Below are 21,325 nucleotides of genomic sequence, written 5' to 3' on the forward strand. Positions count from 1 at the left end.
ATAGGTTCGAGGTGGAAGCATGGTGACATGTGGAGCTGACGAATACTAATAGATCGAGGACTTAACCATATAATATGAAGCAAATGTTATCTAGTTTTGAAGGAATATGCCTTCATAGTTTGGTGATGATGGCAGAGAGGTCACACCCGTTCCCATACCGAACACGGAAGTTAAGCTCTCTAGCGCCGATGGTAGTTGGGACCTTGTCCCTGTGAGAGTAGGACGTCGCCAAGCAAAAACCTAAGTCGATTCGACTTAGGTTTTTTTTGTTTATTTTTATGTACCAAATGTCATAATCCATAAATTTAATAACCCTAAAGAAGAAAAAAGAATGAAAATGAAGCAATTTAAAGTAATAGTAATGATTTTTTGTTTTTCAGGTTTTCCGAGTACTCCTAAAGTAATCTCTATGATAGGAAACGTTATTTCTACCACAAGTATATATTTTAAATAATTACAGCAATGACTGCGATAAAAAGGAATAAATACGAAAAAAGTGTAGTTCGTTTTTTCATTATTGTCTTCCTTATAAATAAAATGAATATAAATGATATGCTTTATATTAAAGCATACGGAATAAGTATACAAACTGTTATGTGTACAATAGATCTCTAGAAATATATATTCTAATTTCTTATCCTCCTTGCATATAGTTACAATTATTCTTTTGAATATAACTAAAACACGAACGTTATTGGTGAGTAATAAAAAAACATTCGATTATTTATTGACATTGTTTATGAAATATTGTTAATATAGCCATAGAAACAATAATATATAAGACCTCATATAATCGCGGGGATATGGCCTGCAAGTCTCTACCTAACGACCGTTATTCGTTAGACTATGAGGGAAAGTCACTCGGTATTTTTCTATTCACAAGGGATACGTATGCCTGAGTAGAGCGCTTTCTCTCATAGTAAAAGAGAAACTGTTCTATTTCAGGCTTTTTTTATTTGAATCGGGGGGATTCTAATATGAAATCACTAGTTGGAGTCATAATGGGAAGCACGTCAGACTGGGAAACAATGAAATATGCTTGTGACATTTTAGATGAATTAAATATACCGTATGAGAAAAAAGTTGTATCTGCTCATCGGACTCCGGATTATATGTTTGAATATGCAGAGACGGCTCGTGAACGTGGGTTGAAAGTTATTATTGCTGGAGCTGGTGGAGCAGCGCATTTACCAGGGATGGTTGCAGCGAAGACGAATCTTCCTGTAATCGGAGTTCCAGTTCAATCAAAAGCGTTAAACGGCTTAGATTCATTATTATCCATCGTCCAAATGCCAGGAGGGGTTCCAGTTGCAACTGTTGCAATTGGTAAGGCTGGTTCAACAAATGCTGGTTTACTTGCTGCACAAATACTTGGATCATTCCATGATGATATACATGATGCATTAGAATTGAGAAGAGAAGCAATTAAAAAAGATGTGCGCGAAGGTAGTGAGCTAGTATGACGAGAATCATTTTACCTGGAAAAACAATCGGCATTATTGGAGGCGGCCAGCTAGGAAGAATGATGGCATTGGCAGCTAAGGAGATGGGATATAAAATTGCTGTTTTAGATCCTACAAAAAATTCACCATGTGCACAAGTTGCTGATATTGAAATTGTTGCACCATATGACGATTTAAAAGCAATTCAGCATTTAGCGGAGATTAGTGATGTTGTCACATATGAATTTGAGAATATTGATTATAGATGTTTACAATGGCTTGAAAAACATGCTTACTTACCGCAAGGCAGTCAGTTGTTAAGTAAAACACAAAATCGTTTTACAGAAAAGAATGCGATTGAGAAAGCTGGGCTACCAGTAGCAACGTATAGATTAGTTCAAAATCAAGATCAGCTTACTGAAGCAATCACTGAGTTATCATATCCTTCCGTCTTGAAAACGACGACAGGCGGATATGATGGGAAAGGTCAAGTTGTTTTAAGAAGTGAGGCTGACGTTGATAAAGCACGAGAGCTTGCGAATGCAGCAGAGTGTATTTTAGAGAAATGGGTGCCTTTTGAAAAAGAAGTATCAGTTATTGTGAGTCGTAGTGTAAGTGGTGAAACGAAAGTATTTCCGGTAGCGGAAAATATTCATGTAAATAACATTTTGCATGAATCTATCGTTCCAGCTCGCATTACAGAAGAACTTTCTCAAAAAGCAATTGCTTATGCAAAAGTGCTCGCGGATGAACTAGAACTTGTGGGAACACTAGCGGTAGAGATGTTTGCTACAGCTGATGGTGAGATTTATATTAATGAATTAGCACCAAGACCTCACAATTCAGGACACTATACACAGGATGCATGTGAAACGAGTCAATTCGGTCAACATATTCGAGCAATCTGTAATTTACCTCTTGGAGAAACAAATTTGTTAAAACCAGTTGTCATGGTAAACATTTTAGGCGAACATATAGAAGGGGTCCTAAGACAAGTGAATAGATTAACCGGGTGCTATTTACACTTGTATGGAAAAGAAGAAGCAAAAGCGCAGCGAAAAATGGGGCATGTTAATATTTTAAATGATAATATTGAAGTCGCTCTAGAAAAAGCGAAGAGTTTGCATATTTGGGACCATCAAGAACAACTGTTGGAGGGAAAAAGATGATTAGTCGTTATACACGCCCAGAAATGGGTGCAATTTGGACGGAAGAGAACAAATTTAAAGCGTGGTTAGAAGTTGAGATTTTAGCTTGTGAAGCATGGGCTGAGCTTGGCGATATTCCAAAAGAAGATGTTAAAAAAATTCGTGAGCATGCATCATTTGATATTGATCGTATTTATGAAATTGAAAAAGAGACACGTCATGACGTAGTTGCATTCACTCGTGCTGTATCAGAAACACCAACATTAGGTGAGGAACGTAAATGGGTTCATTACGGTTTAACATCTACAGACGTAGTAGATACAGCGTTATCTTACATCTTAAAACAAGCGAATGAAATCATATTAAAAGACTTAGAAAACTTTGTAAGCATTTTAGCTAACAAAGCGAAAGAGCATAAATACACGATCATGATGGGAAGAACACACGGTGTTCATGCAGAACCAACAACATTTGGTTTAAAAATTGGTCTTTGGTATGAAGAAATGAAACGTAACGTAGAGCGTTTCAAACAAGCTGCTGATACAGTTCGCGTTGGTAAATTATCTGGTGCGGTTGGTACATACGCAAATATCGATCCATTCGTAGAAAAGTATGTTTGTGAAAACTTAGGATTAGAAGCAGCACCGATTTCAACACAAACATTGCAACGTGATCGCCATGCTCATTACATGTCAACACTTGCACTAATCGCAACATCTATCGAAAAGATGGCAGTTGAGATTCGTGGTTTACAAAAGAGTGAAACACGTGAAGTTGAAGAAGCTTTCGCAAAAGGCCAAAAAGGTTCTTCTGCAATGCCACATAAACGTAATCCAATTGGATCAGAAAATATGACTGGTTTAGCTCGTGTTATCCGTGGTTATATGATGACAGCTTATGAGAATGTTCCATTATGGCATGAGCGTGATATTTCTCACTCTTCGGCAGAACGCGTAATTTTACCAGATGCTACAATCGCATTAAATTACATGTTAAATCGCTTTGGTAATATCGTTAAAAACTTAACTGTATACCCAGAGAATATGAAACGCAATATGACAAGAACATACGGCTTAATTTATTCTCAACGTGTAATGCTTACATTAATCGATAAAGGTATGGTACGTGAAGAAGCTTATGATATCGTACAGCCTAAAGCGATGGAAGCTTGGGAAACACAAGTACAATTTAAAGAGCTTGTAGAAGCTGATGAGCGTATTACGAGCAAGTTATCACAAGAAGAAATTAATGAATGCTTCAACTATGAGCATCATATGCAACACGTTGATACAATCTTTGAACGCCTTGGGTTAAACGAAGCGTAAAATTTCATATGGCACAGAATAGAGTCATTCTGTGCCATTCTTTATAAAAACATTATTCACATTTTTCAAACTACAGGGGGCTTGCGAAATGCAAAAGCTAGAATTGCTGTATGAAGGTAAGGCAAAAAGAATTTATCGTACAGAATCAGCAGATATGGTTTGGGTAGAGTACAAAGATAGTGCGACTGCTTTCAATGGGGAGAAAAAAGAGACGATTACAGGAAAAGGTCGTTTGAACAATGAGATTACAACTTTATTGTTCAGAAAGTTACAAGAAGTAGGAATAAAAACACATTTTGTAGAGAAGTTATCTGAAACAGAGCAACTTGTTAAAAAAGTGAGTATTATTCCTCTAGAAGTTGTCACAAGAAATGTAATTGCAGGAAGTCTTTCAAAACGATTAGGAATGGAAGAGGGAACTGTACTTGCAGAACCAATCGTAGAATTTTACTTCAAAGATGATGATTTAGGAGATCCGCTTGTAACGGAAGATCATATTCGTGTATTAAACGTTGCATCACCAGAGCAAGTAAGCGTATTACGAGATATGGCTCTACAAATCAATCAAGTGTTGATTGATCATTTCGCAAGCTGTCGTGTAAGACTAGTAGATTTCAAATTAGAGTTTGGTGTAACAGATGAAGGAGAAATCATTTTAGCAGATGAAATTTCACCAGATACTTGCCGTTTATGGGATGAAACGAGCAATGAAAAATTTGATAAAGACGTATTCCGTCGTGACCTTGGAAATTTAACAGAAGCTTATGAAGAGATTTTAAAACGTTTAGGGGGAATTTCACATGTATAAAGTTAAGGTATATGTAACGTTAAGAGAAAGCGTATTAGATCCACAAGGAACAGCAGTAAAAGGGGCACTTCATAGTCTTTCGTTCACAGAAGTACAAGACGTTCGAATCGGAAAATATATGGAATTAACAATTGATAAATCAGTATCTGACCTTGACGCAAAGGTAAAAGAAATGTGTGAAAAACTATTAACAAACGTTGTAATGGAAGACTTCCGTTATGAAGTTGAGGAGGTTGTCGCACAGTGAAATTTGCAGTCATAGTATTCCCAGGTTCGAACTGTGATGTCGATATGTTCCATGCAATTAAAGATGAGCTTGGTGAAGAAGTAGATTACGTTTGGCACGATAGAGAGAATTTAGATGAATATGATGCAATTTTACTACCTGGTGGATTCTCTTACGGTGACTATTTACGTTGTGGTGCTATTTCTCGCTTCGCGAATGCAATGAAAGCAGTGCAAAAAGCTGCTGAGCAAGGAAAGCCGATTTTAGGTGTATGTAATGGATTCCAGATTCTTGTTGAATCAGGATTACTACCAGGAGCGTTAATGAGAAACGAAAACTTAAAATTTATGTGCCGAACAGTTCAGCTGCGTGTTGAAAACAATGAAACGATGTTTACATCACAATATGAAAAAGATGAAGTAATCAATATTCCAATCGCGCATGGTGAGGGGAATTACTATTGTGATGAAGAGACTCTTAAACAATTAGAAGAGAATAATCAAATCGCATTCCGTTACGTAGAAAATCCGAATGGAAGCGTTTCAGATATTGCTGGTATTGTAAATGAAAAAGGAAATGTACTTGGTATGATGCCACACCCAGAGCGTGCTGTAGATGAATTACTTGGCGGTGCTGAAGGGTTAAAGGTCTTTCAATCTATCTTAAAACAGTGGAGGGAAACATATGTCGTTAATGCTTGAACCAAATCCAACACAAATTAAAGAAGAGCGCATATATGCGGAAATGGGGCTAACAGACGAAGAGTTTGCCATGGTTGAAAAGATTTTAGGCCGTCTGCCAAATTATACAGAAACAGGATTATTCTCTGTTATGTGGTCTGAACATTGCAGTTATAAAAATTCAAAACCAGTACTTCGAAAATTCCCAACAACAGGTGAGCGCGTTCTGCAAGGACCTGGAGAAGGTGCTGGAATTGTAGATATCGGTGGTAATCAAGCGGTTGTATTTAAAATGGAAAGTCATAACCATCCTTCTGCTATTGAACCATATCAAGGAGCAGCAACAGGCGTTGGTGGTATTATCCGTGACGTATTCTCTATGGGAGCACGCCCGGTAGCTCTATTAAATTCACTTCGCTTCGGTGAATTACAGTCACCACGTGTGAAATATTTATTCGAAGAAGTAGTAGCAGGGATTGCAGGATACGGTAACTGTATCGGTATTCCGACTGTTGGCGGCGAAGTACAGTTTGATCCATGTTATGAAGGAAATCCACTTGTAAATGCAATGTGCGTAGGCTTAATTAATCATGAAGATATTAAAAAGGGGCAAGCACACGGCGCTGGAAATACAGTAATGTACGTAGGAGCATCAACTGGTCGTGACGGTATTCACGGTGCAACATTCGCATCTGAAGAGTTATCTGAAAGCTCAGAAGCGAAGCGTCCAGCAGTTCAAGTAGGAGATCCATTTATGGAGAAACTTCTTATTGAAGCTTGCTTAGAACTTATTCAGTCGGATGCACTTGTTGGAATTCAAGATATGGGTGCAGCTGGTTTAACATCATCTTCTGCAGAAATGGCAAGTAAAGCAGGTATGGGTATTGAAATGTACTTAGATGATGTGCCACAGCGCGAAACAGGAATGACACCATATGAAATGATGCTATCTGAATCACAAGAACGTATGCTAATCGTTGTGAAAAAGGGTAGAGAGCAAGAAATAGTAGATTTATTTGAGAAGTATGGTCTTGCAGCCGTTACGATGGGGAAAGTAACGGAAGACAAAATGCTTCGCTTATTCCATAAAGGTGAAAAGGTAGCTGAAGTACCAGCAGATGCTCTTGCAGAAGAAGCACCAATTTATCATAAGCCATCAAAAGAAGCAGCATACTTTGCTGAATTCCAGGCAATGAAAATGGAAACACCAAAAGTAGAAAATTATAAAGAAACGTTATTCGCTCTATTACAACAACCGACGATTGCAAGTAAAGAGTGGGTTTATGATCAATATGATTATCAAGTTCGCACAAGCACAGTTGTTACACCAGGTTCAGATGCAGCAGTTGTACGTGTACGTGGTACAGAAAAAGGATTAGCAATGACGACAGATTGTAACTCTCGCTACATTTATTTAGATCCAGAAGTGGGCGGTAAAATTGCAGTAGCAGAGGCAGCACGTAATATCGTATGTTCTGGGGGAGAGCCACTTGCAATTACAGATTGCTTAAACTTCGGTAATCCAGAAAAACCAGAAATCTTCTGGCAAATTGAGAAATCAGTAGATGGTATGAGTGAAGCTTGTCGCACATTACAAACGCCAGTTATCGGCGGAAACGTATCAATGTATAACGAACGTAGTGGTGAAGCTGTATATCCAACACCGACAGTTGGGATGGTTGGACTTGTACACGATTTAAAACATGTAACAACACAAGAGTTTAAACAAGCTGGCGATTTAGTTTATGTAATTGGAGAGACGAAAGCTGAGTTTGGTGGAAGTGAATTACAGAAAATGATTCACGGCAAAATTTTCGGTCAATCACCAAGCATCGATCTAGATGTAGAATTAAAGCGCCAAAAACAAGTATTAGCAGCAATTCAAGCTGGCCTTGTTCAATCTGCTCATGATGTTGCAGAAGGTGGTTTAGCAGTTGCAATTACTGAGAGTGCAATTGGTGCAAATGGTTTAGGTGCTACTGTGAAACTAGACGGAGAAGCAACAGCGGCATTATTTGCTGAATCACAATCTCGCTTCGTTATAACTGTAAAACGTGAAAATAAAGAAGCGTTCGAGACGGCGGTAGAAGCAATTCAAGTTGGAGAAGTGACAAATACAAATGAAGTAACAATTCATAATGAAGAAAATGAAGTATTACTTACAGCAAATGTAGATGAAATGAGAAAGGCTTGGAAAGGGGCAATCCCATGCTTGCTGAAATAAAGGGGTTAAATGAAGAATGTGGCGTTTTCGGAATTTGGGGGCATGAAAATGCAGCACAAGTTTCGTACTACGGATTGCATAGTTTACAGCACCGTGGACAAGAAGGCGCAGGCATCGTCGTAAATAATGGTGAGAAAATCGTCGGTCACAAGGGGTTAGGTTTAATATCGGAAGTATTTTCAAGAGGTGAACTAGAAGGCTTAAACGGAAAATCAGCAATTGGACACGTACGATATGCGACAGCTGGTGGAAGTGAAGTTGCTAACGTTCAACCATTATTATTCCGTTTTTCTGATCATAGTATGGCGTTAGCTCATAACGGAAATTTAATTAACGCAAAGATGCTTCGTCGTGAATTAGAGGCAGAGGGAAGTATTTTCCAAACAAGTTCAGATACAGAGGTACTTTTACATCTCATTAAACGTAGTACGAAAGATACTTTAATTGAAAGTGTAAAAGAGGCCCTAAATAAAGTGAAAGGTGCGTTTGCATATCTTTTACTAACTGGAAATGAAATGATTGTTGCGCTAGATCCGAATGGATTCCGTCCTCTTTCAATTGGAAAGATGGGAGATGCTTACGTTGTAGCATCAGAAACATGTGCTTTCGATGTAGTAGGTGCAACATACATTCGTGATGTAGAACCAGGTGAATTACTGATCATCAATGATGAAGGAATTCACGTAGATCGTTTTACAAATGAAGTAGATCATGCAATTTGTAGTATGGAGTACATTTACTTTGCACGTCCGGATTCTAATATTGCAGGTATTAACGTCCATGCAGCACGTAAAAACATGGGAAAACGTTTGGCGGCAGAAGCTCCTATTGAAGCTGATGTTGTTACTGGTGTACCAGACTCTAGTATTTCAGCGGCAATTGGTTATGCGGAGGCGACAGGAATTCCGTATGAGTTAGGATTAATTAAAAATCGTTACGTTGGACGTACGTTCATTCAACCTTCTCAAGAACTGCGTGAGCAAGGGGTTAAGATGAAGCTTTCAGCAGTAAGAGGCGTAGTTGAAGGAAAACGAGTTGTGATGATTGATGATTCTATCGTAAGAGGAACGACGAGTAAACGAATTGTTCGTATGCTTCGCGAGGCTGGAGCGACAGAAGTCCATGTAAGAATTGCTTCACCACCTCTTAAGTATCCATGTTTCTATGGCATTGATATTCAAACGAGAAAAGAATTAATCGCAGCAAATAATTCAATAGAAGAAATCCGTCAAATCATCGGAGCAGATTCTTTAACATTTTTAAGTGAAGATGGATTAGTAGATGCAATTGGACGTCCATATGAAGGGAAATACGGCGGTCTATGTATGGCGTACTTCAATGGAGATTATCCAACAGCTCTTTATGATTATGAGCAAGAGCTTTTAGAAAGTATGAAATAAGAAGAAAAAAGCTTCTACTTCTTTTGATGTAGAAGCTAGCTTCTTTCTTAAAACAGCCCGCCCTGAATAGGGAGAAATTAAAAGACGAGGTGTAGATAACGATGGCGAATGCATATAAGCAAGCAGGAGTAGATATTGAAGCTGGATATGAAGCGGTATCTCGCATGAAAAAACACGTACAAACAACAATGAGAAAAGAAGTACTAGGCGGTCTAGGCGGTTTTGGAGGTATGTTTGATTTATCAAAATTTGCATTAGAAGAACCTGTATTAGTATCTGGAACAGATGGCGTGGGGACAAAATTGATGCTCGCTTTTATGGCAGATAAACATGACACAATTGGTATTGATGCAGTAGCAATGTGTGTAAATGATATTGTTGTCCAAGGAGCAGAGCCGCTTTTCTTCCTTGATTATATTGCTTGTGGTAAAGCTGAACCTAGTAAAATTGAAAACATCGTCAAAGGTATATCAGAGGGCTGTCGCCAAGCTGGTTGTGCATTAATTGGTGGAGAAACAGCTGAAATGCCAGGAATGTATTCTACGGAAGAATACGATTTAGCTGGTTTTACAGTTGGAATTGTTGATAAAAAGAAAATTGTAACAGGTGAAAAAATTGAAGCTGGTCAAGTGTTAATTGGCTTAGCATCTAGCGGTATTCATAGTAATGGTTATTCTTTAGTACGAAAAGTATTACTAGAAGATGGAGAACTATCTTTAGCTCGCATTTACGGACGCTTAGAACTACCTCTTGGTGAAGAATTATTAAAACCAACGAAAATTTATGTCAAACCTATTTTAGAACTATTGGAGAAATATGAAGTATACGGTATGGCGCATATTACAGGTGGCGGATTCATTGAAAATATTCCACGTATGTTACCAGAAGGAATCGGTGCAGAAATTGAATTAGGATCTTGGGAAATTCAACCAATCTTCAGTTTACTTCAAGAAGTGGGAAAACTAGAAGAGAAAGAAATGTTCAATATTTTTAACATGGGTATTGGTATGGTAGTAGCAGTGAAGGAAGAAGAGGCAAAAGATATTGTTCGTCTTCTTGAAGAGCAAGGAGAAACAGCTCGTATTATTGGACGTACTGTACAAGGGACTGGCGTTACCTTCAATGGGGGCACAGCACTATGAGTAGATTAGCAGTTTTTGCTTCTGGAAGCGGCTCTAACTTTCAATCTCTCATCAATGCGGTAGAAGAAAAAAGATTAGATGCAGATATTAGTTTATTAGTATGTGATAAACCAGAAGCACGCGCTGTTGGACGGGCACATTATCATCATATTCCATGTTTCGCTTTTTCAGCGAAAGCATATGGATCAAAAGAAGCGTTTGAAAAAGAAATATTAAAGAAGCTAGAAGAGTATGAAATTGATTATGTTATTTTAGCTGGATATATGCGTTTAATTGGGCCGACATTACTAGAAGCTTACGGCGGAAGGATTATTAATATTCATCCATCACTATTACCGAGTTTTCCAGGGAAAGATGCTGTTGGTCAAGCGTTAGAAGCAGGTGTGAAAGTAACTGGAGTAACGATTCATTATGTAGATGCAGGTATGGATACAGGACCAATTATTGCGCAAGAAGCAGTAGTTGTTTCTGAAGGGGATACGAGAGAAAGCTTACAAAAGAAAATTCAACAAGTTGAACATAAATTATACGTAAATACAGTGAATCAAATTGTTCAATCTGTGAAAGAACCAACTGTTAACTAACATACAACCAGGGGTGAAGGATAGATGAAAAAGCGTGCATTAGTAAGCGTTTCAGATAAAACAGGAGTAGTGGAATTTGTTAAAGGTTTACTAGAACAAGGGATCGAAGTTATCTCAACAGGTGGTACGAAAAAATTACTAGAAGAAAACGGCTTACAAGTAATCGGTATTTCTGAAGTAACTGGGTTCCCGGAAATTATGGATGGTCGTGTAAAAACATTACATCCAAATATTCATGGTGGTCTATTAGCAGTTCGCGATAATGAAACGCATGTAGCGCAAATGAATGAGTTAGGTATGCAGCCAATTGATTTTGTTGTTGTTAACTTATACCCATTCAAAGAAACAATCGCTAAGCCTGATGTAACATTTGCTGATGCAATTGAAAATATTGATATCGGTGGTCCAACAATGATTCGCTCTGCTGCGAAAAATCATAAATTTGTATCGGTAATTGTAGATCCAGTAGATTACGATGTTGTATTAGCAGAACTGAAAGAGAACGGTGAAGTAAAAGAAGAAACGAAACGTAAATTAGCAGCGAAAGTATTCCGTCATACAGCGGCATATGATGCGTTAATCTCTAACTACTTAACAGAGCAAATGGGTGAAGAAAGCCCAGAAACATTAACAGTGACATTTGAGAAAAAACAAGATTTACGCTATGGAGAAAATCCACATCAAAAAGCAACATTCTATAAAGCACCATTCGCTGTAACTTCTTCTGTTGCATACGCAGAACAATTACACGGTAAAGAATTATCTTACAACAATATTAACGATGCAGATGCAGCACTTAGTATTGTAAAAGAATTTACAGAGCCAGCAGTAGTAGCAGTAAAACATATGAATCCATGTGGTGTTGGAGTGGGTACTGATATTCATGAAGCATACACACGCGCTTATGAAGCAGATCCAGTATCAATCTTTGGTGGTATTATTGCAGCAAATCGTGAAATTGATAAAGCTACAGCAGAAAAGTTACACGAAATTTTCTTAGAAATCATTATTGCACCTTCTTTCTCAAAAGAAGCTTTAGAAGTATTGCAAAGTAAGAAAAACTTACGTCTACTAACTGTAAATATTGAAAAAGCGACAAGTGCAAGCAAAAAACTAACTTCTGTACAAGGTGGTCTTCTCGTTCAAGAGGAAGATACGTTATCATTAGATGAAAGTACAATTTCAATTCCGACAAAACGTGAACCATCAGAGCAAGAGTGGAAAGATTTAAAACTAGCTTGGAAAGTTGTAAAACATGTGAAATCAAACGCAATTGTTTTAGCGAATGATAACATGACAGTTGGTGTAGGCGCGGGACAGATGAACCGTGTAGGTTCTGCAAAAATCGCAATTACACAAGCTGGCGAAAAAGCACAAGGTAGCGCACTTGCATCTGATGCTTTCTTCCCAATGCCAGATACAGTAGAAGAAGCAGCAAAAGCAGGGATTACAGCAATCATTCAACCAGGCGGATCAATCCGTGACGAAGATTCTATCAAAGTGGCGGATAAGTATGGGATTACGATGGTGTTCACTGGCGTACGTCATTTCAAACACTAGTAGAGGATGTTTAAAAGGTCCGGTCAAGATAACTGTCGCATGTCGTCGTTGCATTGCCAGTGCGGTACTCATGTAGGAAAGCTACATTCCGTGTCCTCCTGTCAAATGTGCCTCGACCTGCTCGGTTCTCTCGATCCTCCCTTTTAAACTTCTATTGATATGGATGTTTAAAAGGTCCGGTCAAGATAACTGTCGCATGTCGTCGTTGCATTGCCAGTGCGGTACTCATGTAGGAAAGCTACATTCCGTGTCCTCCTGTCAAATGTGCCTCGACCTGCTCGGTTCTCTCGATCCTTCCTTTTAAACTTCTATTGATATGGATGTTTAAAAGGTCCGGTCAAGATAACTGTCGCATGTCGTCGTTGCATTGCCAGTGCGGTACTCATGTAGGAAAGCTACATTCCGTGTCCTCCTGTCAAATGCGCCTCGACCTGCTCGGTTCCCTTGATCCTCCTTTTTAAACCTTTATTGATATGAAAACAAACTAGGAGCAGAGCTTCTAGTTTGTACTTATTTAAGTATTGGGGGATGAAATATGAATGTTTTAGTAATTGGCCGCGGTGGGCGTGAGCATGCTTTAGCTTGGAAGTTTGCGCAATCTGAAAAGGTGGAAAATGTATATGTAGCACCGGGTAATGAAGGTATGCGCGATGTTGCAACACCAGTTGATATTGATGAAAATGATTTTGACGCATTAGTTTTATTTGCTAAAGAGAATAAGGTTGAATTAACTTTCGTTGGACCAGAAATTCCGCTTATGAATGGAATTGTTGATCGCTTTAAAGAAGAGGGACTTCGTGTGTTTGGCCCAAATAAAGCGGCTGCTGTTATTGAAGGTAGTAAGGCTTTCACGAAAGAATTGATGAAAAAATATGATATTCCAACTGCAGCATATGAAACTTTTACAGACTATGAAGAAGCAGTACAGTATATTCAAAAAGTTGGTGCGCCAATCGTTATTAAAGCTGACGGCCTAGCTGCTGGTAAAGGTGTAACGGTAGCAATGACGCTTGAAGAGGCATTACAAGCTGTGAAAGAGATGCTACAAGATGTGAAGTTTGGCGAAGCGAGCAAGAAGGTCGTTATTGAAGAGTTTTTAGATGGACAAGAATTTTCATTAATGGCATTTGTAAATGGAACAACTGTGCATCCGATGGTAATTGCGCAAGATCATAAACGAGCTTTTGATGGTGATAAAGGTCCAAATACAGGCGGAATGGGTGCGTATTCTCCAGTACCACAAATTCCAGAATCAGCAGTTCAAGAGGCAATAAAAATGGTATTACATCCAACTGCCAAGGCAATGATTGCAGAAAACCGTTCGTTTACAGGAATTTTATATGCGGGACTTATTTTAACAAATGATGGCCCAAAGGTAATTGAATTTAATGCACGCTTTGGTGATCCTGAAACGGAAGTAGTATTACCTCGCTTAGAAAATGATTTAGTTGATGTATGTAACGCTGTATTAGATGAAAGTGAATTAACGTTACAGTGGTCAGAGGAAGCGGTAATTGGTGTTGTACTTGCTTCAAAAGGATATCCGGAAGCATATAAAAAAGGTGATATTATTAAAGGATTAGATGCACTGAAAGATGTAATTGTTTTCCATTCAGGTACAGCGATGAAGCATGGTGACTTTGTAACAAATGGCGGCCGTGTACTATTTGTCGCTTGTAAGGCGGACAGTTTACAAGCAGCGAAAGATAAGGTGTATAAAGAAATCGGCAAAATTGAGAGTGATGGTCTATTTTACCGAAGTGATATAGGATATCGTGCAATTGGTTATGAGATGACGAGAAGCTAATATGTAAAAATCCCGCTGATTTCTCAGCGGGATTTTTTATGCATCTTTATCTTTTTTCAATTTTCCTTTTTGCTTTGCCATTTCTCGAAGTAAATACTCGATGTGTGCATTGACGCTACGAAACTCATCATTCGCCCATTTTTCGATGACTGCGTGTAATTCAGGATCAATACGTAATGGAAAGCTTTTCTTTTTAGCCATAATGATTTACAACCCTTTAGTATAGGCTTCCTGTATTAATAACTGGTTGCGCACCTTTATCTGAAACGATGGCAACTAATAAGTTGTTCACCATATTTGCTTTACGCTCGTCATCTAATTCAAGTACGCCTTCCTCATCTAACATATGGATTGAATCTTTCGCCATCTTCACAGCACCTTCAACAATCTCTTTTCTAGCAGCTAATACTGCTTTTGCTTGTTGACGTTGTAGCATTGCATGGGCAATTTCTGTTGCGTAAGCTAAATGTGTTAAACGAGTTTCTAATACTTCTACGCCAGCGATTTCAAGGCGCGCTTCTAACTCACGTTTTAATTCTTCAGAGATTTCTTCAGTATTTCCGCGTAACGTGATGCAAGTTTCATCTTGGAAATTGTCATAAGGATATTTTGTTGCGACGTGGCGGATTGCTGTTTCACTTTGAATTTCTACAAATCGATCGTAATGTTCAACACCGAACATTGCTTTTGCAGAATCAACTACTTTATATACGATAACGGCTGCAATTTCAATTGGATTTCCCTCAATATCGTTTACTTTTAACTTCTTACTATTAAAGTTTTCAACACGTAACGATACAGTTTGACGGAATGCGAATGGAATTGTTAAAAATAAACCGTTTTGACGAATTGTTCCTAAATAATTACCGAAAAACGTAATAACTTTTGCTTGGTTTGGTTGAACAATACCAATACCTGTAGCAAGAACGGCGGCTAAAATAATAGTTAATGCCGCTCCTATGAAAATTTCTTGTACAAGGAAAAATACACCGATAGCGGCTAAAATTAAAATCCCGATAATACCGAGAAAACCATTTACATAAAAAACTTGTTTTTCTTTCATATGATCGCCTCCTGATATATAAATGATATCACTTTTATATCATTTTATGCAAGGGCTTTACACTTAATTTTCTGAAATTATTGATTAGGTATCTCTTATGTATATTTTGAGGTTTGAAACAAGAATGTACGTTCTGTTTTATGGTAAAATAAAGAAGACTTAACCGCCCACTGCAGCAGCTAAGTCCCTTTGAGAGCATCTTGCATCGTGACAAATGATTCAAAGCGGTTTTGCCAGGATTATATCTTCAATCGCTGACTCAATCTCTTTGTCAGAAGCGTCAAAACTTCCATTTGACTGTGGTTTGTCGTGATTGGAAGTTTGATTCACTTCTTCTTTAGCATGTCCCTTTTCAGTAAAATTCATGCTAGGCATTTTAAATGCCCCCATATTCATGTATTTTCCGAATTTCCACATTTCAACAACGGGGCAGAAACGAACAATTCCCTCTGCGATTTTCATTGCACCAATCCATAGCAAGACGTTAGACCAAGTGCACCACGGCTTGCGTACAAGTTTAGCACTACTACAGCCGAAGAGGATAAGTCCGAGTGTAATTCGAATTAGGGCATTTATTGTACCGATGTTTTGCTTCATTAGAAAAACACTCCTTTTTATGAAAGTTGAAATAGATAATACTATTTCTCTTATTAGTATCCCGTGTGATTTTGGGGATATGTAATCCAACATTTGACGTTGAAAAAGATGTTGGAATGTGCGTGTGTGTAAGTAGCTTTTTTTGTTATAATGAAAGAATGCACAAAAGGAAATTCAAAATTAAATCCTCTCGTTTGAAAAACTATGGAAGAGGGAATTCCAAACTTAATTCTCCGTTTTAAACAAATATTTAAGATGAAGTTAAAAAAATCCTGATGAAAATAAACTGTTATTTTGACCAGAAATATATAACTAGAGAAAAGAAAGGGTGTTTTCATGTACGATATTTCCGGGTGGAAACATGTATTTAAGCTTGATCCGAATAAGGAGTTAAGTGACGAACATTTAGAAATGATTTGTGAGTCTGGAACAGATGCTGTTATTGTAGGCGGAAGTGATGGAGTGACAATTGATAATGTACTACACATGCTAGTTAGCATTCGTAGATATGCGGTTCCTTGTGTGTTAGAGGTTTCTGATGTGGAAGCAATTACACCAGGATTTGATTTTTATTATATCCCAAGCGTTTTAAATAGCCGAAAAGTAGAATGGGTAACAGGCGTTCATCATGAGGCTTTGAAAGAATTTGGGGATATTATGGATTGGGACGAAATTTTCATGGAAGGGTATTGTGTTTTAAATCCTGAAGCGAAAGTAGCCCAACTTACAGATGCGAAATGTGATGTAACAGAAGATGATGTGATTGCATACGCGCGTTTAGCAGACAAGTTATTGCGCTTACCAATATTTTACTTAGAATATAGCGGTACGTATGGAGACAGTGAACTTGTTAAAAATGTAAAAGCAGAATTAAAACAAGCGAAGTTATATTATGGCGGCGGTATTTCTAATGCTGAACAAGCGAAGGAAATGGCACAATACGCTGATACAGTAGTTGTTGGAAATATTATTTATGATGATATAAAAGCAGCGTTAAAAACAGTTAAAGCAGTAAAAGGAGAGTAGGTGCAGGCGTATATGAGTAAGACAGATAGGTTATTAAATGGTTTAAATCCGCAGCAACAAAAAGCAGTACAAACAACGAACGGACCACTTCTATTAATGGCAGGTGCAGGTAGTGGTAAAACACGTGTGTTAACACATCGTATTGCGTTTTTACTTGGTGAAAAAGGTGTAGCGCCATGGAATGTACTAGCTATTACCTTTACAAATAAAGCGGCTCGTGAAATGCGCGAGCGTATTGATACACTTGTTGGACCAGAGGCAGAAGATATTTGGATTTCTACGTTCCACTCTATGTGTGTACGTATTTTACGACGTGATATCGATCGTATTGGTATTAATCGCAACTTTACAATCTTAGATTCAGGCGATCAATTAACTGTAGTCAAAAAAATTATGAAAGAGCGCAATATTGATCCGAAGAAATTTGAGCCTCGTTCTATTTTAGCTGGTATTAGTAATGCAAAAAATGAATTGTTATCTGCAGATAAATATGCGAAAAAAATTACAATTGCTGATCCATATGAAAAATTAACGAGCGATGTATATACAGAATATCAAAAACGTCTTCTGAAAAATAATTCATTAGACTTTGATGATTTAATTATGACAACGATTCAGCTATTTGAACGTGTTCCAGAAGTACTAGAGTTTTATCAGCGTAAGTTCCAATACATTCACGTGGATGAGTATCAAGATACGAACAAAGCGCAGTACCTTCTTGTAAAACATTTAGCAGCACGTTTTAAAAATTTATGTGTTGTAGGTGACTCAGATCAGTCTATTTACCGCTGGCGCGGGGCTGACATTTCTAACATTTTGTCATTCGAAAAAGACTATGAGAATGCGCAAGTTATTCTGTTAGAACAAAACTATCGTTCGTCACAAAATATTTTAAATGCAGCGAATGCTGTTATTGAAAAAAATTCAAACCGTAAACCGAAAAAATTATGGACAGACAATCAAGTTGGAAGCAAAATCTCATATTACCGTGCTGCGACGGAAAAAGACGAAGCATATTTTGTTGCGAAAAAAATTCGTGACGATATTCAAATGGGAAAACGAAAATATACTGATTTTGCAGTGTTATATCGTACAAATGCGCAGTCTCGTATGGTCGAGGAGATTTTCCTAAAATCTAATATTCCTTACAAAATTGTCGGCGGTACGAAGTTCTACGATCGTAAAGAGATTAAAGACATTTTGGCGTATTTACGTTTAATTGGGAATCCAGATGATGAGATTAGTTTCGCACGTATTATTAACATGCCAAAGCGCGGAATTGGTGCGACTTCTATCGATAAAATTATTAATTACGGTGTACAAAATGGAATTTCATTAACTGCTGTATTCGATGAGATTGAGCATGTTGGTGTAAGTGCAAAAATAACAAAGGCAGTAAAAGAATTCGCAGGTTTATTACACAACTGGGTAAATATGCAAGAGTATTTATCTGTTACAGAGTTGGTAGAAGAAGTTATTGAAAAAACAGGCTATCGCGATATGTTGAAAAACGAGCGTACTTTAGAAGCGGAAGGTCGTCTAGAGAACTTAGATGAGTTTTTATCTGTTACGCAAACATTTGAATCTCAAAGCGAAGATAAGAGCCTCGTTGCATTCTTAACAGACTTAGCGCTTGTTGCTGATATTGATCGTGTCGATGAAGATCCAACTGCTGGTGAGGAAGTTATTTTAATGACGATGCATTCAGCGAAAGGGCTAGAGTTCCCAGTTGTCTTTATTGTTGGGCTAGAGGAAGGAATATTCCCGCATACTCGTTCTCTAATGGAAGAAGATGAAATGCAAGAAGAGCGTCGCCTTGCTTATGTAGGTATTACTCGTGCAGAAGAAGAGTTATATTTATCCAATGCACAAATGCGTACTTTATTTGGTAGAACAAGTATGAATGCCGCATCGCGATTTATTACAGAAATCCCGGCAGAGCTAGTGGAGTCGTTAAATGAAACAGCGCCGAAGCGCGAAACATCGTTTGGTGCAAAAGGAAGAACGGCGAGTAGCAGTAGAACAACAACGACAACTACAACACGTTCTCGTTCAGCTTTCGCGCGTCCTGCAGCTAAGACGACAGGTGGCGAGCAAATCGGCTGGGCAGTAGGCGATAAAGCTTCCCACCAAAAATGGGGAGTCGGTACAGTTGTCAGTGTAAAAGGTGAAGGTGATGCAAAAGAATTAGATATTGCGTTTCCAAGCCCAATTGGTGTTAAACGTTTGTTAGCAAAATTTGCACCTGTGACGAAACAATAGGAAAGGAATGAGGATATGTCAAAAGAGATAGCAAAACAACGTATAGAAGAACTGCGTGATTTGTTAAATACATTTAACTATCAGTATCACGTATTAGACAATCCTTCTGTTTCTGATGCGGAGTATGACCGTAATATGCAGGAGCTTATAAAATTAGAAGCAGAGAATCCAGAGTTTATGAGTGAAGACTCTCCCTCCATTCGCGTTGGGGGAACTGTTCTTGATATATTTGAAAAAGTAACACATAAGTCACCGATGTTAAGTTTAGGAAATGCATTTAACGAAGGAGATTTACGTGATTTCGACCGACGAGTACGCCAAGGAATTGATGATGCGAATGTAAGATATATATGCGAATTAAAAATTGACGGACTTGCTGTTTCACTTCATTATGAAAAAGGACGCTTCATTCAAGGGGCAACACGTGGTGATGGTGTAACAGGTGAAGATATTACCCAAAATTTAAAAACGATTAAAGCGATCCCGCTCCGTCTAAATGAAGAAGTAACATTAGAAGCACGAGGCGAAGCTTATATGCCGAAGCGTTCATTCGTTAAGTTAAATGAAGAAAAAGAACAAAATGGTGAAGATGTATTTGCGAATCCGCGTAATGCGGCAGCAGGTTCAATACGCCAACTTGATCCAAAAATCGCAGCGAAGCGTAACTTATCTATGTTTGTGTACGGTCTTGCGAATGTAGAAGAAAAAACAATTCCATCACATAGTAAATCGCTTGATTTCTTAGGTGAACTTGGATTCAAAACAAATCCAAATCGACGTACATGTGAGACAATTGAAGAAGTTATAGCTTATGTAGAAGAATGGCAAGAAAAACGTCCGCATCTTGATTATGAGATTGATGGAATCGTTATAAAAGTAGATGATGTTGCTCTTCAAGAAAGTTTAGGAACTACAGCAAAGAGTCCAAGATGGGCGATTGCTTATAAATTCCCGGCTGAAGAAGTTGTAACAAGATTAACAGGCATTGAATTAAGTGTTGGTCGCACAGGGGTTGTAACACCGACAGCAGAGCTAGAGCCAGTGCGAGTGGCTGGTACTATCGTTCGTCGTGCTTCTTTACATAACGAAGATTTAATTCGTGAAAAGGACATTCGAATTGGTGACTATGTTGTAGTGAAGAAGGCTGGAGATATTATTCCTGAAGTTGTGAACGTTATTTTCGATAAGCGTACTGGTGAGGAAGAAGAATATCATATGCCAACGCATTGCCCAGCATGTGAGAGTGAACTAGTTCGTTTAGAAGAAGAAGTAGCACTTCGTTGTATAAATCCAACTTGTCCAGCTCAAATTCGAGAAGGATTAATTCATTTCGTTTCAAGAAACGCAATGAATATTGATGGACTTGGAGAACGTGTCATTACACAACTCTTTGATGCGGATTATATTCGTACATTTGCTGATTTATATTCGTTGACGAAAGAGCAATTATTGCAGCTAGAACGATTCGGTGAAAAATCAGCAACGAATTTAGTGCAAGCAATTGAGAATTCTAAAGAAAACTCATTAGAGCGATTATTATTTGGTCTTGGTATTCGCCATGTCGGAGCAAAAGCAGCACGTACATTTGCAGAGCATTTCGAAACGATGGATGCGCTTGTGAAAGCAACGGAAGAAGAACTAAAAGCAATTAATGAGATTGGTGAAAAAATGGCTCAATCCGTCGTGACGTATTTTGATAATGAAGACGTATTAGAGTTATTACAACAATTTAAAGAGTATGGCGTGAATATGGCATACAAAGGTATAAAAATTGCTGATTTACAAAACGTTGAGTCGTACTTCACAGGAAAAACTGTCGTTTTAACAGGTAAATTAGAAGTTATGGGACGTAGTGAAGCGAAGAAGAAGATTGAGGCATTAGGTGGAAAAGTAACAGGAAGTGTTAGTAAAAGTACGGATTTAGTTGTTGCAGGAGAAGCGGCAGGTTCGAAATTAGCACAAGCGGAGAAGCATAATGTTGAGGTTTGGAATGAAGAGAGGTTCTTACAAGAGCTAAATAAGTAAGAGGTG

At 38.1% G+C, this 21,325-nt stretch carries 18 protein-coding genes, 1 rRNA gene and 1 riboswitch; of the genes, 16 read left to right on the top strand and 3 right to left on the bottom strand.

All coding sequences use genetic code 11. The features are described 5' to 3' along the window. The first annotated feature begins 118 nt into the window (after nt 1–118). From rrf to purD, 13 genes are all read left to right on the top strand, one after another. A 5S ribosomal RNA gene (rrf, locus tag FS802_RS25780) occupies nt 119–234 on the top strand. A 531-nt stretch (nt 235–765) separates the two neighbouring features. Then, nucleotides 766–867, top strand: a riboswitch (purine riboswitch). A 110-nt stretch (nt 868–977) separates the two neighbouring features. Continuing rightward, a complete protein-coding gene (gene purE, locus FS802_RS25785) occupies nt 978–1,463 on the top strand; it encodes a 5-(carboxyamino)imidazole ribonucleotide mutase (protein ID WP_000839368.1) in 486 nt (161 codons plus the stop codon). Then, nucleotides 1,460–2,611: a 5-(carboxyamino)imidazole ribonucleotide synthase gene (gene purK, locus FS802_RS25790; protein WP_000196791.1), complete on the top strand. Its 1,152-nt coding sequence runs from the start codon at nt 1,460–1,462 to the stop codon at nt 2,609–2,611. The genes purE and purK overlap by 4 nt, the downstream gene beginning before the upstream one ends. Beyond that, nucleotides 2,608–3,915, top strand: coding sequence for an adenylosuccinate lyase (gene purB / locus FS802_RS25795; RefSeq protein WP_000625685.1), 1,308 nt, complete (start codon nt 2,608–2,610; stop codon nt 3,913–3,915). Before purK ends, purB begins: the two co-directional genes overlap by 4 nt. Nucleotides 3,916–4,003: 88 nt before the next feature. After that, a complete protein-coding gene (gene purC / locus FS802_RS25800; RefSeq protein ID WP_001170543.1) occupies nt 4,004–4,723 on the top strand; it encodes a phosphoribosylaminoimidazolesuccinocarboxamide synthase in 720 nt (239 codons plus the stop codon). After that, nucleotides 4,716–4,970, top strand: coding sequence for a phosphoribosylformylglycinamidine synthase subunit PurS (gene purS / locus FS802_RS25805; protein ID WP_000278821.1), 255 nt, complete (start codon nt 4,716–4,718; stop codon nt 4,968–4,970). The genes purC and purS overlap by 8 nt, the downstream gene beginning before the upstream one ends. Further along, nucleotides 4,967–5,650, top strand: a complete 684-nt coding sequence (gene purQ, locus FS802_RS25810; RefSeq protein ID WP_000666772.1) for a phosphoribosylformylglycinamidine synthase subunit PurQ — start codon at nt 4,967–4,969, stop codon at nt 5,648–5,650. Before purS ends, purQ begins: the two co-directional genes overlap by 4 nt. Beyond that, entirely contained in the window at nt 5,634–7,853 is a 2,220-nt protein-coding gene (gene purL, locus FS802_RS25815; protein ID WP_000055592.1) for a phosphoribosylformylglycinamidine synthase II, read from the top strand. The genes purQ and purL overlap by 17 nt, the downstream gene beginning before the upstream one ends. Further along, a complete protein-coding gene (gene purF, locus FS802_RS25820; RefSeq protein ID WP_000879036.1) occupies nt 7,838–9,253 on the top strand; it encodes an amidophosphoribosyltransferase in 1,416 nt (471 codons plus the stop codon). The genes purL and purF overlap by 16 nt, the downstream gene beginning before the upstream one ends. Nucleotides 9,254–9,354: 101 nt before the next feature. Further along, a complete protein-coding gene (gene purM / locus FS802_RS25825) occupies nt 9,355–10,395 on the top strand; it encodes a phosphoribosylformylglycinamidine cyclo-ligase (protein WP_144525583.1) in 1,041 nt (346 codons plus the stop codon). Next, entirely contained in the window at nt 10,392–10,979 is a 588-nt protein-coding gene (purN, locus tag FS802_RS25830) for a phosphoribosylglycinamide formyltransferase (RefSeq protein ID WP_000088565.1), read from the top strand. The genes purM and purN overlap by 4 nt, the downstream gene beginning before the upstream one ends. Nucleotides 10,980–11,003: 24 nt before the next feature. Beyond that, nucleotides 11,004–12,539 carry a bifunctional phosphoribosylaminoimidazolecarboxamide formyltransferase/IMP cyclohydrolase gene (gene purH, locus FS802_RS25835; protein ID WP_000745429.1) on the top strand — a complete coding sequence of 512 codons (1,536 nt, stop codon included), beginning with the start codon at nt 11,004–11,006 and terminating at the stop codon, nt 12,537–12,539. Between the two features lie 535 nt (nt 12,540–13,074). Then, entirely contained in the window at nt 13,075–14,346 is a 1,272-nt protein-coding gene (gene purD / locus FS802_RS25840) for a phosphoribosylamine--glycine ligase (RefSeq protein WP_001101984.1), read from the top strand. Nucleotides 14,347–14,382: 36 nt separating this feature from the next. Here purD and FS802_RS25845 read toward each other — a convergent pair whose 3' ends face one another. From FS802_RS25845 to FS802_RS25855, 3 genes are all read right to left on the bottom strand, one after another. Beyond that, nucleotides 14,383–14,547, bottom strand: coding sequence for a type II toxin-antitoxin system antitoxin (locus FS802_RS25845; protein ID WP_001085171.1), 165 nt, complete (start codon nt 14,545–14,547; stop codon nt 14,383–14,385). 16 nt (nt 14,548–14,563) lie between these two features. After that, the gene (locus FS802_RS25850; protein ID WP_000660682.1) at nt 14,564–15,409 is read right to left on the bottom strand and encodes an SPFH domain-containing protein; all 846 of its coding nucleotides are present in this window, start codon (nt 15,407–15,409) and stop codon (nt 14,564–14,566) included. 219 nt (nt 15,410–15,628) lie between these two features. Beyond that, complete coding sequence (locus FS802_RS25855; protein ID WP_000812332.1) at nt 15,629–16,006, bottom strand: YgaP family membrane protein; 378 nt, start codon at nt 16,004–16,006, stop codon at nt 15,629–15,631. A gap of 336 nt (nt 16,007–16,342) precedes the next feature. Here FS802_RS25855 and pcrB point away from each other — a divergent pair, with 336 nt between their 5' ends. From pcrB to ligA, 3 genes are read left to right on the top strand one after another with little or no spacing between them, the layout of a single operon-like run. Next, nucleotides 16,343–17,032, top strand: coding sequence for a heptaprenylglyceryl phosphate synthase (gene pcrB / locus FS802_RS25860; RefSeq protein WP_000272087.1), 690 nt, complete (start codon nt 16,343–16,345; stop codon nt 17,030–17,032). Nucleotides 17,033–17,044: 12 nt separating this feature from the next. Next, nucleotides 17,045–19,294 (top strand): DNA helicase PcrA, encoded by a 2,250-nt coding sequence (gene pcrA, locus FS802_RS25865; protein WP_002203765.1) that lies wholly within the window; start codon nt 17,045–17,047, stop codon nt 19,292–19,294. A 15-nt stretch (nt 19,295–19,309) separates the two neighbouring features. Further along, nucleotides 19,310–21,319, top strand: coding sequence for an NAD-dependent DNA ligase LigA (gene ligA / locus FS802_RS25870; RefSeq protein WP_000031463.1), 2,010 nt, complete (start codon nt 19,310–19,312; stop codon nt 21,317–21,319). Nucleotides 21,320–21,325 lie beyond the last annotated feature (6 nt).

The sequence above is a fragment of the Bacillus sp. DE0042 genome, from assembly GCF_007680225.1.
Classification (GTDB): Bacteria; Bacillota; Bacilli; order Bacillales; family Bacillaceae_G; genus Bacillus_A; species Bacillus_A wiedmannii.

Excerpts from the sequence above, each read along its gene's own strand:
- purE (WP_000839368.1), top strand. The coding sequence starts at position 978 with ATGAAATCACTAGTTGGAGTCATAATGGGAAGCACGTCAGACTGGGAA.
- purC (WP_001170543.1), top strand. The coding sequence starts at position 4,004 with ATGCAAAAGCTAGAATTGCTGTATGAAGGTAAGGCAAAAAGAATTTAT.
- pcrA (WP_002203765.1), top strand. The coding sequence starts at position 17,045 with ATGAGTAAGACAGATAGGTTATTAAATGGTTTAAATCCGCAGCAACAA.
- FS802_RS25850 (WP_000660682.1), bottom strand. The coding sequence starts at position 15,409 with ATGAAAGAAAAACAAGTTTTTTATGTAAATGGTTTTCTCGGTATTATC.
- purN (WP_000088565.1), top strand. The coding sequence starts at position 10,392 with ATGAGTAGATTAGCAGTTTTTGCTTCTGGAAGCGGCTCTAACTTTCAA.
- purL (WP_000055592.1), top strand. The coding sequence starts at position 5,634 with ATGTCGTTAATGCTTGAACCAAATCCAACACAAATTAAAGAAGAGCGC.
- FS802_RS25855 (WP_000812332.1), bottom strand. The coding sequence starts at position 16,006 with ATGAAGCAAAACATCGGTACAATAAATGCCCTAATTCGAATTACACTC.
- FS802_RS25845 (WP_001085171.1), bottom strand. The coding sequence starts at position 14,547 with ATGGCTAAAAAGAAAAGCTTTCCATTACGTATTGATCCTGAATTACAC.
- purD (WP_001101984.1), top strand. The coding sequence starts at position 13,075 with ATGAATGTTTTAGTAATTGGCCGCGGTGGGCGTGAGCATGCTTTAGCT.
- purK (WP_000196791.1), top strand. The coding sequence starts at position 1,460 with ATGACGAGAATCATTTTACCTGGAAAAACAATCGGCATTATTGGAGGC.
- purF (WP_000879036.1), top strand. The coding sequence starts at position 7,838 with ATGCTTGCTGAAATAAAGGGGTTAAATGAAGAATGTGGCGTTTTCGGA.
- purM (WP_144525583.1), top strand. The coding sequence starts at position 9,355 with ATGGCGAATGCATATAAGCAAGCAGGAGTAGATATTGAAGCTGGATAT.
- purS (WP_000278821.1), top strand. The coding sequence starts at position 4,716 with ATGTATAAAGTTAAGGTATATGTAACGTTAAGAGAAAGCGTATTAGAT.
- purB (WP_000625685.1), top strand. The coding sequence starts at position 2,608 with ATGATTAGTCGTTATACACGCCCAGAAATGGGTGCAATTTGGACGGAA.
- ligA (WP_000031463.1), top strand. The coding sequence starts at position 19,310 with ATGTCAAAAGAGATAGCAAAACAACGTATAGAAGAACTGCGTGATTTG.
- purH (WP_000745429.1), top strand. The coding sequence starts at position 11,004 with ATGAAAAAGCGTGCATTAGTAAGCGTTTCAGATAAAACAGGAGTAGTG.
- pcrB (WP_000272087.1), top strand. The coding sequence starts at position 16,343 with ATGTACGATATTTCCGGGTGGAAACATGTATTTAAGCTTGATCCGAAT.